Annotated in this window: 16 protein-coding genes; 10 read left to right on the top strand and 6 right to left on the bottom strand. The window is 74.2% G+C overall.

From position 1 onward, the window contains the following. The first annotated feature begins 163 nt into the window (after positions 1 to 163). Complete coding sequence (locus ACS04_RS29250) at positions 164 to 1096, top strand: LysR family transcriptional regulator (RefSeq protein WP_048479818.1); 933 nt, start codon at positions 164 to 166, stop codon at positions 1094 to 1096. A gap of 106 nt (positions 1097 to 1202) precedes the next feature. Next, positions 1203 to 2087, top strand: coding sequence for a class I SAM-dependent methyltransferase (locus ACS04_RS36840; protein WP_048479817.1), 885 nt, complete (start codon positions 1203 to 1205; stop codon positions 2085 to 2087). 30 nt (positions 2088 to 2117) lie between these two features. Here the strand turns inward: ACS04_RS36840 and ACS04_RS29240 are convergent, their stop codons facing one another. Then, positions 2118 to 3026, bottom strand: coding sequence for an alpha/beta hydrolase fold domain-containing protein (locus ACS04_RS29240; RefSeq protein ID WP_048479816.1), 909 nt, complete (start codon positions 3024 to 3026; stop codon positions 2118 to 2120). A 215-nt stretch (positions 3027 to 3241) separates the two neighbouring features. On the opposite strand from ACS04_RS29240, the gene tdh reads away from it, so the two are divergent. The 3 genes from tdh to ACS04_RS29225 all read left to right on the top strand — a co-directional run bounded on the left by tdh (position 3242) and on the right by ACS04_RS29225 (position 6610). Further along, entirely contained in the window at positions 3242 to 4270 is a 1029-nt protein-coding gene (tdh, locus tag ACS04_RS29235) for an L-threonine 3-dehydrogenase (protein ID WP_048479815.1), read from the top strand. A 134-nt stretch (positions 4271 to 4404) separates the two neighbouring features. Further along, a complete protein-coding gene (locus ACS04_RS29230; RefSeq protein WP_048479814.1) occupies positions 4405 to 5613 on the top strand; it encodes a glycine C-acetyltransferase in 1209 nt (402 codons plus the stop codon). 82 nt (positions 5614 to 5695) lie between these two features. Next, positions 5696 to 6610: a LysR family transcriptional regulator gene (locus ACS04_RS29225; protein ID WP_048479813.1), complete on the top strand. Its 915-nt coding sequence runs from the start codon at positions 5696 to 5698 to the stop codon at positions 6608 to 6610. A 130-nt stretch (positions 6611 to 6740) separates the two neighbouring features. Here ACS04_RS29225 and ACS04_RS29220 read toward each other — a convergent pair whose 3' ends face one another. Next, positions 6741 to 7520: a DeoR/GlpR family DNA-binding transcription regulator gene (locus ACS04_RS29220; RefSeq protein WP_048479812.1), complete on the bottom strand. Its 780-nt coding sequence runs from the start codon at positions 7518 to 7520 to the stop codon at positions 6741 to 6743. A gap of 150 nt (positions 7521 to 7670) precedes the next feature. Between ACS04_RS29220 and ACS04_RS29215 the strand changes: the two genes are divergently transcribed. The 3 genes from ACS04_RS29215 to ACS04_RS29205 all read left to right on the top strand — a co-directional run bounded on the left by ACS04_RS29215 (position 7671) and on the right by ACS04_RS29205 (position 10792). After that, the gene (locus ACS04_RS29215; protein WP_048479811.1) at positions 7671 to 8573 is read left to right on the top strand and encodes an SIS domain-containing protein; all 903 of its coding nucleotides are present in this window, start codon (positions 7671 to 7673) and stop codon (positions 8571 to 8573) included. Then, on the top strand, positions 8570 to 9406 hold the full coding sequence (locus ACS04_RS29210) for a class II fructose-bisphosphate aldolase (protein WP_048479810.1): 837 nt from the start codon (positions 8570 to 8572) through the stop codon (positions 9404 to 9406). The genes ACS04_RS29215 and ACS04_RS29210 overlap by 4 nt, the downstream gene beginning before the upstream one ends. Before the next feature lie 195 nt (positions 9407 to 9601). Further along, complete coding sequence (locus tag ACS04_RS29205) at positions 9602 to 10792, top strand: acyl-CoA dehydrogenase family protein (protein ID WP_048479846.1); 1191 nt, start codon at positions 9602 to 9604, stop codon at positions 10790 to 10792. Between the two features lie 60 nt (positions 10793 to 10852). Here ACS04_RS29205 and ACS04_RS29200 read toward each other — a convergent pair whose 3' ends face one another. Beyond that, positions 10853 to 11704 carry a LysR family transcriptional regulator gene (locus ACS04_RS29200; protein WP_048479809.1) on the bottom strand — a complete coding sequence of 284 codons (852 nt, stop codon included), beginning with the start codon at positions 11702 to 11704 and terminating at the stop codon, positions 10853 to 10855. A 95-nt stretch (positions 11705 to 11799) separates the two neighbouring features. On the opposite strand from ACS04_RS29200, the gene ACS04_RS29195 reads away from it, so the two are divergent. Next, positions 11800 to 12531, top strand: a complete 732-nt coding sequence (locus ACS04_RS29195; RefSeq protein WP_048479808.1) for an SDR family NAD(P)-dependent oxidoreductase — start codon at positions 11800 to 11802, stop codon at positions 12529 to 12531. 64 nt (positions 12532 to 12595) lie between these two features. Here ACS04_RS29195 and ACS04_RS29190 read toward each other — a convergent pair whose 3' ends face one another. Continuing rightward, positions 12596 to 13546, bottom strand: coding sequence for an ADP-ribosylglycohydrolase family protein (locus ACS04_RS29190; RefSeq protein ID WP_048479807.1), 951 nt, complete (start codon positions 13544 to 13546; stop codon positions 12596 to 12598). Positions 13547 to 13693: 147 nt separating this feature from the next. Further along, entirely contained in the window at positions 13694 to 14557 is an 864-nt protein-coding gene (locus tag ACS04_RS29185) for an agmatine deiminase family protein (RefSeq protein WP_245236595.1), read from the bottom strand. On the opposite strand from ACS04_RS29185, the gene ACS04_RS29180 reads away from it, so the two are divergent. Next, positions 14544 to 14954: a hypothetical protein gene (locus ACS04_RS29180; protein ID WP_158977628.1), complete on the top strand. Its 411-nt coding sequence runs from the start codon at positions 14544 to 14546 to the stop codon at positions 14952 to 14954. The genes ACS04_RS29185 and ACS04_RS29180 overlap by 14 nt on opposite strands. Positions 14955 to 14964: 10 nt before the next feature. Here the strand turns inward: ACS04_RS29180 and ACS04_RS29175 are convergent, their stop codons facing one another. Continuing rightward, a complete protein-coding gene (locus ACS04_RS29175; RefSeq protein ID WP_398024062.1) occupies positions 14965 to 15264 on the bottom strand; it encodes an ABC transporter ATP-binding protein in 300 nt (99 codons plus the stop codon). Positions 15265 to 15279 lie beyond the last annotated feature (15 nt).

The raw sequence follows: 15279 nt of genomic DNA, 5'->3' as shown, positions 1-15279 counted from the left end.
CGGAGTCGGTGACGGTGCGGGGGTGTCGGTGTCGGTGCCGGCGGTGATGCCGGTACCCACGGGGGACGGGAGCGCGGTCGGCCGGCCGGGTCGGCGTCATCCCCCGTGCTCCACCGTAGAGTTGGGGTGACCTGCTTTCCAGTGCAAGTTGTGCAAGGGATGAATGCGTGTGACGCAATCCGGGCTGGACCTCAATCTCCTCGTCGCCCTCGACGTCCTCCTGGAGGAGGCGAGCGTGTCCCGCGCCGCCGCCCGGCTCCACCTCTCCGAACCCGCCATGAGCCGCACCCTCGGCCGGATCCGCAAGGCTCTGGGCGACCCCGTGCTCGTGCGCGCCGGACGGACCATGGTCCCGACCCCGCACGCCCTCGCCGTGCACGGCGAGGTCCGCGCCGTCGTGGAGCGGGCCCGGGCCCTGTTCCTCACCGGCGGCCAGGTCGACCTGCCCACCCTCACCCGCACCTTCACCGTCCTGGCCCACGACTCCTTCGCCGCCACCTTCGGGGCCACCCTCTTCTCCCGGGTCGCCCGGGAGGCGCCCGGCGTACGGCTGCGGTTCCTGTCGGAGAGCCACGTGGACACCCCGGCGCTGCGCGAGGGCGTCGCCGACCTCGAAGTCGGCGTGGTGGACGGCGGATCCCCCGAGGTTCGCGTCGAGAGCCTCTTCGAGGAGCGCATGGTGGGCGTGGCCCGGGCCGGTCACCCGCTGCTGCGCGGCCGGATGACCGCCCGCCGATTCGCGGCCGCCGAGCACCTCATCGTCTCCCGCCGCGGCCGGCTGGAGGGCCCCGTGGACGCGGCCCTCGCCCGGCAGGGCCTGTCCCGGCGGGTCGTGGGCACCGTCGGCTCCTACCCCGCCTCCCTCTTCATCCTGCGCGAGAGCGACCTCGTCGGCCTGATCGCCTTCCAGGCGCGGCCGCTCGCCGCCGAGCTGGGGCTGGAGGCCTTCGAGGTGCCGCTCGACCTGCCGACGCTGTCCTTCGGCCTCGCCTGGCACCCGCGCCACGACGCCGACCCGGCGCACGCCTGGCTGCGCGGCTGCGCCCGCGAGCTGCTCCCGCCGGTCGCCGGGCACCCCGTACGCCGTACGCACTGACCCGAACGCCGCCCCCGTCCGGGGGACGGGCCGTCCCACCCTGCCCAGGCCGGGGCGGTGCGGGGCACGATACGCACGCGTCCCACCCCGCCACGGAAGGCAGAGCATGCGGTTCCACTACGACACCATCGGCGAGCGCTTCGTGGAGGCGAGGACCGCGGCGGCCTACGCCGCGGCCGACACCCACACCCTGCTCGGAGCGCTCGACGCGCTCGGCGGGGTGCACGGGCTCGACACCATCGACCTGGCCTGCGGATACGGCTACAACACGCGGCTGCTGGCGCGCGGCGGGGCCCGCCGGGCCGTCGGCGTGGACGTGTCGGAGGAGATGATCCGGCTGGCCCGCGCGCACGGGGTGATCGGCGGGGGCGGCGTCGGCGCGCTGGAGGACGCGGTGGGCGCCGTACGTCCGGTGGGCGCGGCGGACGCGGCCGGTGCGGCGGGCGGGGCGGTGACGGAGGGCGTGCGGGATGCCGGGGGCGCGGCATCAGGGGCCGGTCAGGGCGCCGGGGCGGCCCCTGCCGTCGAGTACGTCGTCGCCGACGCGGCCCGGCTGCCGCAGATGGGCCCCTTCGACCTGGCCACCGCCGTCTACCTGTTCAACCAGGCCGCCGACCGGTCCGTCCTGCACGCCATGTTCCGGTCCATCCGCGCCAACCTGCGCGAGGGCGGCCGGCTGCTGGCCATCGTGCCGAACGCCGGCGCGTACCCGCACGTCGACTGGTCGCCGTACGGGGTCCGGATCGTCGACCGCGTCCTGGAAGGCGATGCGCCGCTGCTCAAGGCGCAGTTCCTGACCCGGCCCCCGGCCGACTTCGAGTTCCGCGAGTGGGCGCACGCCGACTTCGCCGAAGCCGCCGTCGAGGCGGGGTTCTCCACGGTCGGCTGGCAGCCGAACCGGACCCCGCCCGCGGAGGGCGCGCGCGACGAGGCGTACTGGACGGCGTACCGCGCCTGGCCGATCAGCTCGCTGATGACCTGCACGGCATGACGGCGTCCGCCCCGGCACCGCGGCCCGGCGTCACTCCTCGGCGGCGGACCTGATCAGCTCGACGATCCGGTCCCGGGCGGCCCGCCCCTCCGGCACCGGCAGCAGCGGGTACCCGTGCGGCAGCCCCGGCTCCTCGTGGAACTCCACCTCGACGCCGTCCGCGCGGGCCCGGCGCAGCAGCTCCCGGCTGTCGGTGGTCAGCACGTCCCGGGTGCCCGTGAACACGGTCATCGGGGCCAGCGCCGCGAACGATCCGTGCAAGGGGCTCACCCGCGGGTCGTCGGTGGCCAGGGTGCCCGCGTACAGGCGGCCCGCCTCCAGCAGCCCCGACCGGGCCTGGAGCGGGTCGGCCGCCTCGATCGCCGCCTGGTCGGGGTGGCTCATGGTCAGGTCCAGCCAGGGCGATATCAGTACGATCCGCGAGGGCTGGTCCCCGGTACGGTCGCGCAGGCGCTGGGCGGCGGCCAGCGCCAGCCCCGCGCCCGCGGCGTCCCCGACGAGGACCGTGCCGCCCGCTCCGCCGCTCGCGATCAGCCCGCTGAGCAGGTCCGCGGCCACCGGAACCGTCCGGTCGGCGGTTCCCCGCGGGGCCAGGATGTACGCCGGTACGACGACGCGGGCCCGCGCCTGCGTCACCAGGGTCCGGATCATCGACCAGTGCGGCCGGACCAGTTCGTTGATGTACCCGCCGCCGTGCACGTACAGCACCTGGGCCGCGGGCTCGATCCCGCGCGGCGAGGCGTCGTACACCGGCCAGGCACCGACGAAGGTGCGCGAGACGTCGGCGACGCGGCCCAGCGAGCGCGGCGGCAGGTGCGAGGCCGGCCGGCGGGCCGTCTCCGCCACCCGTGCGCGCACCGCCTCCGCCGTCGCGAACCGTCTTCGCCGCCCCGCCGCGACCAGCGCGACCGACAGCGCCCTGCTGCGCAGACTCGGCACGCCCCTCACCTCCCCATTCCCTGCCCCGGCCGCGGGCCCCTGCCCAGGCCACAGCCCTTCACGTGAGGAGCATAGGCGTGAAGCTGGGCTGTCGACCCGCTTAAGAAATCCTCGATGGACTGATCACCTCCGCGCTCGGCAGATTGGTGCCTGTCGATCCGTCGCACCCGCATCCGTGGTTGCGGCGTCCCCTCCGCATGCCTGGAGCCACTCCCATGAAGGCACTCGTCAAGCACAAGGCCGAGCCCGGGCTGTGGCTCATGGACGTCCCCGAGCCCGAGTACGGCGCCGGCGACGTGCTGATCAAGGTGCTGCGCACCGGCATCTGCGGCACTGACCTGCACATCCGCTCCTGGGACGGCTGGGCGCAGGGCGCCGTCAAGACCCCGCTCGTGCTCGGCCACGAGTTCGTGGGCGAGGTCGCCGCGGTCGGTGCCGACGTACGGGACATCGAGCTCGGCGCGCTGGTCAGCGGCGAGGGCCACCTGGTGTGCGGCAAGTGCCGCAACTGCCTGGCCGGACGCCGCCACCTGTGCCGCAGCACGGTCGGCCTCGGCGTCGGCCGCGACGGCGCTTTCGCGGAGTACGTGGTCCTGCCCGCGCAGAACGTGTGGGTGCACCGCACCGCCGTGGACCTGGACGTCGCGGCGATCTTCGACCCGTTCGGCAACGCCGTGCACACGGCGCTGTCGTTCCCGCTGGTCGGCGAGGACGTGCTGATCACCGGCGCGGGCCCCATCGGCATCATGGCGGCGGCCGTGGCCAAGCACGCCGGCGCGCGCAACGTCGTCATCACCGACGTCAGCCCCGAGCGCCTGGACATCGCCCGCAAGGCCGGCGCCACGCTCGCACTCGACGTCTCGAAGGCCACGATCGCCGACGCGCAGGCGCAGCTGGGCCTGCGCGAGGGCTTCGACATCGGCCTGGAGATGTCCGGCCGCGGCGAGGCCATGCGCGACATGATCGACAACATGACGCACGGCGGGCGGATCGCCATGCTGGGCCTGCCGGCGCAGGAGTTCCCGGTGGACTGGGCGAAGGTCGTCACCTCGATGATCACGATCAAGGGCATCTACGGCCGTGAGATGTTCGAGACCTGGTACGCGATGACGGTGCTGCTGGAGGGCGGGCTGGACCTGAGCCCGGTCATCACCGGCCGCTACTCGCACCGTGACTTCGAGGCCGCGTTCGACGAGGCGGCCACCGCCCGCAGCGGCAAGATCATCCTGGACTGGACGGCGTAGGGCGCTCCGCCCCCCGCCCCCTCCCACCGAACCATCTCCCTCCGGCCGGGCCCCGCCCACCCTCCCCCCCCTCCGCGGGGCCCGGCCCCTTCGTCCGCCGCACGACTCCGCCGCACAAGGAGAAGCCGAACCCCATGTTCGAGTCCGTACGCGAAGACCTCCGCACCACCCTCGACGAGATCCGCGCCGCGGGCCTGCACAAGCCCGAGCGCGTCATCGGCACCCCGCAGAACGCGGCCGTGGCGGTCACCGCGGGCGGCGCCCCCGGTGAGGTCCTCAACTTCTGCGCCAACAACTACCTGGGCCTGGCCGACCACCCCGAGGTCGTCGCCGCGGCGAAGGACGCGCTCGACCGCTGGGGCTACGGCATGGCCTCGGTACGCTTCATCTGCGGTACGCAGGAGGTGCACAAGGAGCTGGAGGCGCGCCTGTCCTCGTTCCTCGGCCAGGAGGACACGATCCTCTACTCCTCCTGCTTCGACGCCAACGGCGGCGTCTTCGAGACCCTGCTCGGCGCCGAGGACGCGGTGATCTCCGACGCCCTCAACCACGCCTCGATCATCGACGGCATCCGCCTCTGCAAGGCCCGCCGCTTCCGGTACGCCAACCGCGACATGGCCGAGCTCGAAGCCCGTCTGAAGGAGGCCACCGAGGGCGGCGCGCGGCGCAAGCTGATCGTTACCGACGGCGTCTTCTCCATGGACGGCTACGTCGCCCCGCTGGCCGAGATCTGCGACCTGGCCGAGCGCTACGACGCCATGGTCATGGTCGACGACTCGCACGCGGTGGGCTTCGTCGGCCCCGGCGGCCGCGGCACCCCGGAGCTGCACGGGGTCATGGACCGCGTCGACATCATCACCGGAACCCTCGGCAAGGCCCTCGGCGGCGCCTCCGGCGGCTACGTCGCGGCCCGCGCCGAGATCGTCGAGCTGCTGCGCCAGCGCTCGCGCCCGTACCTCTTCTCGAACTCCCTCGCGCCGGTCATCGCCGCCGCCTCCCTGAAGGTCCTGGACCTGCTGGAGTCGGCGGGCGACCTGCGCGAGCGGCTCGCCGCCAACACCGCGCTCTTCCGCACGAAGATGACCGAGGCCGGCTTCGAGATCCTCCCCGGCGACCACGCGATCGCCCCGGTGATGATCGGCGACGCGGCGGAGGCGGCGAAGATGGCGGAGCTGCTGCTGGAGCGCGGCGTCTACGTGATCGGCTTCTCCTACCCGGTGGTCCCGATGGGCGCGGCCCGCATCCGAGTGCAGCTCTCGGCGGCCCACTCGACGGCGGACGTGGAGCGCGCGGTGGCCGCCTTCGCCGACGCCCGTGCGGCCCTGGCGGCGACGCAGGCCTGAGGGCCGCCGAACCCGGCGTGCCCCGGCCGCCCGGCGGCTCCGGGCGGCCGGGGCGACTCACTCCACCTGCGAGAATGGTGGGGTGATCGACCCCCGCCGGCTGCGCATCCTGCGGGCCGTGGCGGACCACCGTACGGTGACCGCCGCGGCCGCAGCCCTGTACCTCACCCCCTCCGCCGTCTCCCAGCAGCTCGCGGCGCTGGAACAGGAGACCGGGCACGCCCTGCTGACCCGCAGCGGGCGCGGCGTACGGCTGACGGCCGCCGGCGAGATCCTGCTCGTCCACGCCCACGAGGTCCTCGCCCAACTGGAGCGCGCCGAGGCCGAACTCGCCGCCTACGCGGGAGGCGCGGCGGGCGAGGTGACGGTGGCCGCCTTCGCGACCGGCATCGCCGAGGTGCTCGCCCCCGCGATCGCCCGGCTGGCCGGTGAACATCCCGGCATCCGCCTGCGCGTACGGGACGCGGAGGGCGACCAGAGCCTGCCGCTGCTGCTCGACGGCGAGGCCGACCTCGCGCTGGCCGTCGAGTACCGCGGCGCCCCGGGCGCCGACGACGGCCGCCTGTCGGTGCTCCCGCTGTACGCGGAGCCCTTCGACGCGGTGCTCCCCTCGGGACACCCGCTGGCCGACCTGCCCGAAGTCCCGCTCGCGGACCTCTGCGACGCGGACTGGGTCGGGCAGTACCCCGGGAACCCGTGCCACGACGTGACCCTGCTCGCCTGCGAACTGGCGGGCTTCCAGCCCCGGTTCGTGCACTCCTCGGACGATTTCCGCGCCGTCACGGCCCTCGTGGGCGCCGGGGCGGGGGTGGCCCTCGTCCCGCGTTCGGCGCTGCGCGGCATGGACCTCAAGGAGGTCCAGGTCCGCCCGGTGTCGGGCGCGACCCCCACCCGCAGGGTCTTCGCGGCCACCCGCCGCGGGGCGGAGTCCCACCCCCTGATCGCACCGATCCTGGCGGCCCTGGCGCGGGAGGCGGGGCGGCTTCCGACGCACTGAGGGCCAGGGGCACGGCCAGGGGCGGCTCGGGCCGAGGGGTCACGGCCACGGGCAGGGACGCGGTCACGGGCAGGGACGCGGTCTCGGGCAGGGACGCGGTCTCGGGCAGGGACGCGGCCAGGGCCGGCCCTCAGACCCGCCGTACCTCCACCCCTGCCGCCTCGAACTCGGCCGCGACCCGGTCCGGCAGGCCCGTGTCCGTGACCAGGACGTCGACCGACCGGGTCGGGCAGATGCGGGCGAAGGCACGGACCGCGAGTTTGCTGGAGTCCGCCGCGATCACCCCCCGGCGGGCCCGTTCGCACAGCAGGCGGTTCATCGCCGCCTCGTCCTCGTGGCGGGTCGCCGCGCCGTCCGCCGGGTCGAAGGCGTCCACGCCGACCACCGCCGTGTCCATCGTCAGCTGTCCCAGTACCTGCTGCGCCAGCGGGCCCGTCAGCTCGTACGACTGGGGACGGGCCACCCCGCCCGTCAGGACGATCTTGAACTGCGGTCTGATGACGAGTTCACCCGCGATGTTGAGGGCATTGGTGACCACCGTCAGCGCCGGGGAGCCGGCCGCCAGGTCCGGGCGGCCGGCCAGCGCCCGGGCCACCTCCGTGGTCGTCGTACCGCCCGTCAGGCCGATCACCTCGCCCGGGGCGATCAGCTGCGCCACCGCCTCGCTGATCCGGTGCTTCTCGGCGGCGCGGCGGGAGGTGCGGTAGCGCAGGGGGAGTTCGTAACTGACCCCGTGCACCACCGCTCCGCCGCGCGTGCGGACCAGCAGCTGCTGCTCGGCCAGCTGGTCGAGGTCGCGGCGGATGGTCGCGGCGGACACGCCGAGCGCCTCCGCCGTCGGCTCCACCTCCAGCTCGCCCCGCTCCACCAGCAGGTCCAGCAGTGTCTGCCAGCGCTCCTTGCGGGTCATGGACCCCACGGCGATCGACCCCCTCGGGTGTGCTCCAACGGCCTACGCGTCGACATTAGCCCAGGAGATCAACCCCTCCGGGTGCTTGAAGTTGCGTGAAAGGGGCCTATACCTTGCAGGAAACTGCACCCACCACGCCAGGGAGCCGGTATGAGCCACGTCGCGTACGAGTTGGGCACGCAGCCCGAGTGCTGGGAGCGGGCCGCCGAACTGGCCCCGGCCCACAAGGCGTCGCTGCCGCGGCCGGGGGAGCGTACCGCGATCGTCGGGTGCGGGACCTCGTACTACATGGCCCAGGCGGCCGCCGCCCTGCGCGAGGAGATGGGCCAGGGCGAGACCGACGCCTTCCCCGCCTCCGAGTTCCCCCTGCACCGCCGCTACGACCGGGTCGTCGCGCTCACCCGCTCCGGCACCACCACCGAGGTGCTCGACCTGCTGTCAGGGCTGCGGGACACGGGGGTGCGCACGACGGCCGTCATCGGGGATCCGGCGACCCCGGTGATGACCCTCGCCGACGAACTCGTCGTACTCGACTTCGCCGACGAGCAGTCCGTCGTGCAGACGCGCTTCGCGACCACCGCCCTGACCCTGCTGCGCGCCCACTTCGGCCTGCACACCCCCGCCGTCGTCGCCGACGCCCGGACCGCGCTCACCGAGCCGCTGCCCGAACAGTCGGCGAACCGCGGCCAGTTCACCTTCCTGGGCCGGGGATGGAGCGTGGGCCTCGCGCACGAGGCCGCCCTGAAGATGCGCGAGGCCTCCCTGTCCTGGTCCGAGTCGTATCCGGCGATGGAGTACCGGCACGGGCCGATCAGCGTCACCGGGCCCGGCACCCTCACCTGGTCGCTGGGCGAGGCGCCCGCCGGACTCGCGGAGCAGGTGAGGGCCACCGGAGGCCAGTGGGTGGCCGGGCGGCTCGACCCGCTCGCCGAGCTCGTACGGGTCCACCGGCTGGCGATCGCGGTCGCGGCGCACCAGGACCTCGATCCGGACCAGCCGCGCAACCTGACCCGCTCGGTGATCCTGACCGCCGGCGAGGAGGCGGTCCGATGAGCCTGGTCTCCGCCGGCACGCTCGTGCTGGACGCGGCCGCCGCGGGCCGCGCCGTCGCCGCGTTCAACATCATCACGCTGGAGCACGCCGAGGCCGTGGTGGCCGGGGCGGAGCGGGTGGGCCTGCCCGTCATCCTCCAACTCAGCGAGAACGCGGTGAAGTTCCGCGGCGGGCAGCTGCTGCCCATCTCGCGGGCCGCCGCCGCGTGCGCGGAGGCCGCCGCGGTCCCGGTCGGGCTGCACCTGGACCACGTCAAGAGCCCCGACCTGCTCCGGCGGGCGGCGGACGCCGGGTTCAGCTCGGTGATGTACGACGCCGCACAGCTCCCGTACGCGGAGAACCTGGAGGCCACCCGCTCCGCGGCCGACTGGGCGCACGCCAACGGACTGTGGATCGAGGCGGAGCTCGGCGAGGTGGGCGGGAAGAACGGCGCCGCGCCGCTGGATCCGCACGCGCCCGGGGCCCGTACGGACCCGGACGAGGCCCGGCGGTTCGTCGCCGACTCGGGGGTCGACGCCCTGGCCGTGGCGGTCGGCAGCAGCCACGCGATGACCAGCCGTACCGCCGAGCTGGACCACGCCCTGCTGGCCAGGCTGGCCAAGACCGTGGACGTGCCGCTCGTGCTGCACGGCTCCTCGGGGCTGCCGGACGCGGAGCTCGCGGCGGCGGTGGCGGGCGGCATCCGCAAGGTCAACATCGGCACGGCGCTGAACGTGGCCATGACGGAGGCGATCCGCACCCACCTCACCCCGGCCGACCCCCGGCCCTACCTGACGGCGGCCCGCACGGCGATGGCGGCGACGGCCGCGGCGATGATCACCGCGCTGGACTGAGGGCGCCGGGACGGCGGCGCCGGACCGAGGGCATCGCACCGAGGGCATCGCACCGAGGGCGGGTCGCGGACCGCCGCCCCGCCGCCGGTCGGCGCAAACGCCCGTCCGCGGTCCCTTCCCCCTTCTTGGAACACGTTCTACTGTGTGCGCCGCCACCACAGCTACCGGCTGGACCGCGAGACACCCGGAGGGGCCGTGCACCTCGAATACACGCCTGAGCAGCAGCAGTTGCGCACCGAGCTGCGCGCCTACTTCGCCGAGCTGGTGCCGGAGGACGTCTACGCCCGCTACGAGGACCCCGCCGCCCAGAAGCGCTTCTACCGGGAGACCATCCGCAAGCTGGGCTCGGACGGCTGGCTCGGGGTCGGCTGGCCGAAGGAGTACGGCGGCCGCGGGATGTCGCCCATGGACCAGTTCATCTTCTTCGACGAGGCCGCGCAGGCCGTCGTACCGCTGCCGCTGATGGCGCTCAACACGGTCGGGCCGACCATCATGCAGTTCGGCACGGACGAGCAGAAGGCGTACTTCCTCCCGCGCATCCTCTCCGGCGAGATCGACTTCGCCATCGGCTACAGCGAGCCGGACGCGGGCACCGACCTCGCCGCCCTCAAGTGCAAGGCCGTCCGCGAGGGCGACGAGGAGACCGGCACGTACGTGGTCAACGGCCAGAAGATCTGGACCACCAACGGGGACACCGCCGACTGGGTCTGGCTCGCCGTCCGCACCGACCCGCAGGCCCCCGCGCACAAGGGCATCACCATGCTCCTCGTGCCGACCGACGACCCCGGCTACTCCTGCACCCTCATCAACACCCTCGCCTCGCACGACACCACCGCCAGCTACTACGAGGACATCCGCGTCCCGGCGAGCCGCCGCGTCGGCCGGGAGAACAAGGGCTGGCGCCTGATCACCAACCAGCTCAACCACGAGCGCGTCACCCTCGCCGCCCACGGCACCATGGCCATCCGGGCCCTGCACGACGTCCAGCGCTGGGCCGCGCGGACCAAGCTCGCCGACGGCCGCCGGGTCATCGACCTCGGCTGGGTCCGCGGCCGCCTGGCCCGCACCCACGCCCGCCTCGACGCGATGAAGCTGCTCAACTGGCAGATGGTGAACGCCGTCCAGAACGGCACCCTCACCCCGCAGGACGCCTCCGCCGTCAAGGTCTACGGCTCCGAGGCCCGCCGCGACGCGTACGCCTGGCTGATGGAGGTCGTCGGCGCGGCCGGCTCCCTCAAGGACGGCTCGGCGGGCGCGGTCCTGCACGGCGAACTCGAACGCGGCTACCGCAGCGCGGTCATCTTCACCTTCGGCGGAGGCAACAACGAGATCCAGCGCGAGATCATCTCGTGGATCGGCCTGGGAATGCCCCGGGTCCGCCGCTGAGGACCGTGCGGCCGACGACGTCACCGTCACTCCTGCCCGGCCCGGCGTTCGATGTGGGGACTACGAGAGACGTGTCGCGGTCCGGACGAGGTCGGCTACGGCTCTGGACCGGCTGTGCGGCGGCCAGGCGATCACGGTGGTGACGGTCGGCGCGTCCAGCACGGGCACGGCGGCGAGGTCGCCGTGCAGTTGGGCCCGGCACGACTCCGGGGAGACCGCGCAAGCACGGCCGAGCGCGACGAGCTGCAACAACTGGGCGAAATCGCGGACCTGCGGGCCCGGGCCGGGCGGGTAGGTGCCGTCGGGGTCGGGCCAGCGGGGCAGGGGCAGGCCGGGCAGCCCGGTGATGTCCGCCATGTGCACATGGGCCCGGGCGGCGAGCGGATGCCCGGCCGGCAGGACCACGACCTGGCCCTCCGTTGTGAGCTCTTCGGTGTGGAAGCCGGCCGCCGAGTCGAACGGCCGGTGCAGCAGCGCCACGTCGGCCCGGCCCTCGCACAGCAGGCGCCGCTGCTCGGCCGGGCCGCTCAGGATGACCTCGACGGGGACCGCGTCGGGTTCGGCGGCGTACGCGTCGAGCAGCTTCGCCAGCAGCTCCGTGGACGCGCTGGCCTTCGTCACCAGGACCAGGCCGGGACGGCCGGTCGCGGAAAGGGCGGCGCGGCGGGTGCGGCGCTCCGCGGCGTCGACCGCGTCGAGGGCCGCCCGGCCCTCGACCAACAGCACACGGCCGGCCTCGGTCAGCGTGACCGTGCGGCTGGTCCGATCCAGCAACACCGCCTTGAGCCGGCGTTCGAGTTGCCGGATCGCCCGGGACAGCGGCGGCTGCGCGATCCCGAGCCGCTGCGCGGCGCGCCCGAAGTGCAGCTCTTCGGCGACGGCGACGAAATACCGCAGTTCCCGCGTCTCCATGCGGCCACGCTACTCCAGATCCATACCCTGACGGTATCGCTGCCCACCCGATGGGTGTTGGACCCGCCACCGGTCCCCGGGGCAGCATCGTCCCCATGAGCGAACGGACGATTGCGCTGGTCACCGGCGCGAACAAGGGAATCGGCTACGAGATCGCCGCGGGGCTGGGAGCCCTCGGCTGGAGCGTCGGCGTCGGCGCCCGCGACGATCGGCGCCGTGAGGCCGCGGTGGACGCACTGCGCGCGGCCGGCGCCGACGCGTTCGGCGTACCGCTGGACGTGACCGACGACGCGAGCGCCACCGCCGCCGCACGGTTGGTCGAGGAGCGGGCCGGGCGCCTCGACGTGCTCGTCAACAACGCCGCCATCACCGGCGCCATGCCGCAGGACCCCACCCGGGTCGGTCCCGCCGTCATCCGGACGGTCGTGGAGACCAACGTGATCGGCGTCATCCGCGTCACCAACGCGATGTTGCCGCTGCTGCGCCGCTCCGCCTCGCCGCGGATCGTGAACATGTCCAGCAGCGTCGGCTCCCTCGCCCGGCAGTCGGGAGCCGATGCCGAGCGGACGACGGGTCTGGTGGCCGCGGCGTACGCGCCGTCGAAGACGTTCCTGAACGCCGTCACCCTCCAGTACGCCCTGGAGCTGAGCGGCACGAACATCCTGATCAACGCCGCCTGTCCCGGCTACGTCGCGACCGACCTCAACGGCTTCCGGGGCGTGCGCACCCCCGAACAGGGCGCGGCGATCGCCGTCGAACTGGCGACCCTGCCCGACGACGGCCCGACCGGCGCGTTCTTCGACGACGCCGGCGTGGTGCCGTGGTGATGCGCAGGCGGTCATCACCCGCCGGATGAAGGGCAATGCACCGCGGGCTCCCCGGGGCGCAGGCCTACGCGCCCGGGAGGCCGGCCGGCCCCGTGGCGGGTTCCCGCTCCGGGATGTCCGGGGGCAGGGGCTCGCGGGCGGCGCGCCAGGCGGGCGGGAGGCCGGTGACGCCCGTGCGGGCGGCGATCACCCCGCCCGCGATGGCGCAGGTGGTGTCGATGTCGCCGCGGCCGGCGACGGTACGCCACAGCCCCTCCCGCAGGTCGTCGAGGTGCCCCGCCGCGCACCACAGGGCGTACGGGACGGTGTCGGGCCCCGACATCCGGTAGCCGGAGCCCAGCACCTGCGCGGCGTGGCGGACCGAGGTGTGCGGGCGCATCCGGGCGGCGATCCGCACCCCGGACCGGACATCGCTCTCGGGGAGCCGCTCGGCGACCGCCCCGAGGAACTCCGGTCGCGCCGGGGCGGCCCCGCCGCGGCTGCGGACGGCCAGTGCCGCGGCCACGGCGACCGCGACGGCCCCGGTGACGGCTTCCGGGTGGTGGTGCGAGACCGCGCTCTGCGCGGCGGCCTGCTCGGCGACGGCGTCGAGGTCGGCGGCGAGCCAGGCGCCGAGCGGGGCGACGCGCATGGCCGCGCCGTTGCCCCAGGAGCCCTGGCCCCCGAACTGCCCGGCGACCACCTCCCGCCAGGGCTCGCCGGCGCCGATGCGGCGCAGCACGTCGTGCATCGAGGCTCCGTAGCCGCGGTGGGTGTCGCCGGCGTAGGCCTCGGCGAGGCGCAGGGCGAGGCGGTCCTGGTCGACGGCGCCGCGGCCCTCGGCGAGTTCCCGTACGAGGACGACCGCCTGAGCGGTGTCGTCGCTCCACCGCCACAGCGGCTCCGGGGGCGGGATCCGTGACTCCAGCGCCTGCGGACCCTCGCGCCGCAGGATCCCGAACCAGCGGTCCCCGAAGGCGTCACCGAAGGCGAGCCCGGACAGCGAGTCCAGTGCGGCGGCAGGCAGGTTGATCATCGGAGCAGTATGACAAGGGGTGCGCGGGACGGCAGGTGGATTTGTCGCCGCGGTGCGGCGCCCCACCGCGGGGTGCCCCGGTGATTTCTTGACCGGGGCACCCGGGCTCGTGCCCTGGACGGGGTTACGGCACGGGCTGTTGCTGGGTCACGCAGTGGATGCCCGCCGCCGCCCCCGCCGAGGCGGTCGATGTCGAGCTGCTCGACCGTGCGCCCCGGAAAGAGCCGCTGGAGGGTGGACTTGGCGTCCCGCACCGTCGGTCTCCACCGCGCCGCCCTCGCCCGCGAAGGACGCGGTGGTGAACGGGACCCCGGCGTAGGCCGCGATCCGCGAGGCGACCAGGGCGTCCTTCGCATGGGTCTGCTGGTTGCCCCAGCCGTTGAAGCCCAGCCCGACCGCGTCGAGTCGGCCCGCGCCGTTCGTACGGAACACCGGCCCGCTGTCGCGCATCCAGCAGTCGTCGACGGGGATCGAGCCGATCACCGTGACGTCCGACCCGCAGGCTCTCTTCGCCTTCGAGACGCTCGCCGGGTTGGCGCAGACGACCACCGGCTCGTACGCGGCGACGGTCCTGGCGATGAGCGCGATGTCGGCCTGAACGCCCGCCAGTTGCCGTCCCCAGATGGCCGAGCCGTCGGGCCAGGCCATCCATGTACGGGTGTGCCGGACCGGGTCGAGCGGGACGGCGAAGCCGCCGGATGCCGCAGGCCGTGCCGAGGGGCGAGCGGCCGCGAAGGCCTCGCCGCCCGCCGCCGCGAGGCCCGCCGCGGTCAGGAAGCCGCGCCGGTCCAGGGTCCGTCGCGGCGCTCTGCCGGGGGAAGGGGCCTTGGGTGCAGCGTGATCGTTCATCACCGTTCTCCGATCGGCCAGGGGTGGATAGTGGTAGTGGCACATTCCGTGCGAGATCCCGCAGAGCGCGCTGACGTTGCAGGTGCTGAAGCGGGCGAAACCCTCGCCTGCGAGCAGGGTGCGGGCGGCGGCGACCCGCCGCGCGCGCGTGGTCGAGGACATCGCCCCCGAGTGGGTCGGCCCGATGGAAGCCGCGGTCGACGGCCCCGGCTCCTTCGCCGAGCGTGCCGAGCGCGTGATCGGACTCCTCACGCAGCCCGAGGACCAGGACCTCTCACGCCTGCACTCCGCCCTCCACTGGTTCGCGCTGAACGACGACCGGGTCCGGGCCGCGGTCGACGGGGACTACCGGCGCCGGCGGCAGTGTTTCGTACGGCTGTTCCAGGTGCCGGCGGACGAGCACGCCGGGGCCTTCGACCCCGTCCCGCCGGGCACGGCCCTGGCCGCCGCCGACGGACTCGCCGCGCTCCGGTCCCTGGACCCCGCAGTCGACCCGGAGGCGACCGTGCGCATCCTCGTCGCGGGCCTCGCCGGGCCCGCCGTACGCCGCCACCCCTGAACCGGGCTCCTCACAACGCCCGGCGCGCCGCCGCGATGCCCCGCGGATCCCAGCCCGGCCGGGGCACCGACTCCAGCAGCAGCCGGGTGTACGGATGCTCCGGCGAGGCCAGGACCCGCGCGGTCGGGCCCGCCTCGACGATCCGGCCGTGCCGCATGACGACGACGTCGTCGGTCACGCAGCGCACGACCCCGAGGTCGTGCGTGATGAACAGGTAGCCGATGCCCGTCCGTTCGCGGATGTCGGCGAGCAGGTTCAGGATCTGCGCCTGTACGGAGACGTCCAGCGCGGCCACCGCCTCGTCGAGCACCAGGACCGCGGGCTC

Origin of the sequence: Streptomyces roseus (assembly GCF_001044425.1) — a bacterium.
In the GTDB taxonomy this organism is placed as follows: Bacteria; Actinomycetota; Actinomycetes; order Streptomycetales; family Streptomycetaceae; genus Streptomyces; species Streptomyces roseus.
This window is presented reverse-complemented; position numbering and strand designations above follow the sequence as displayed.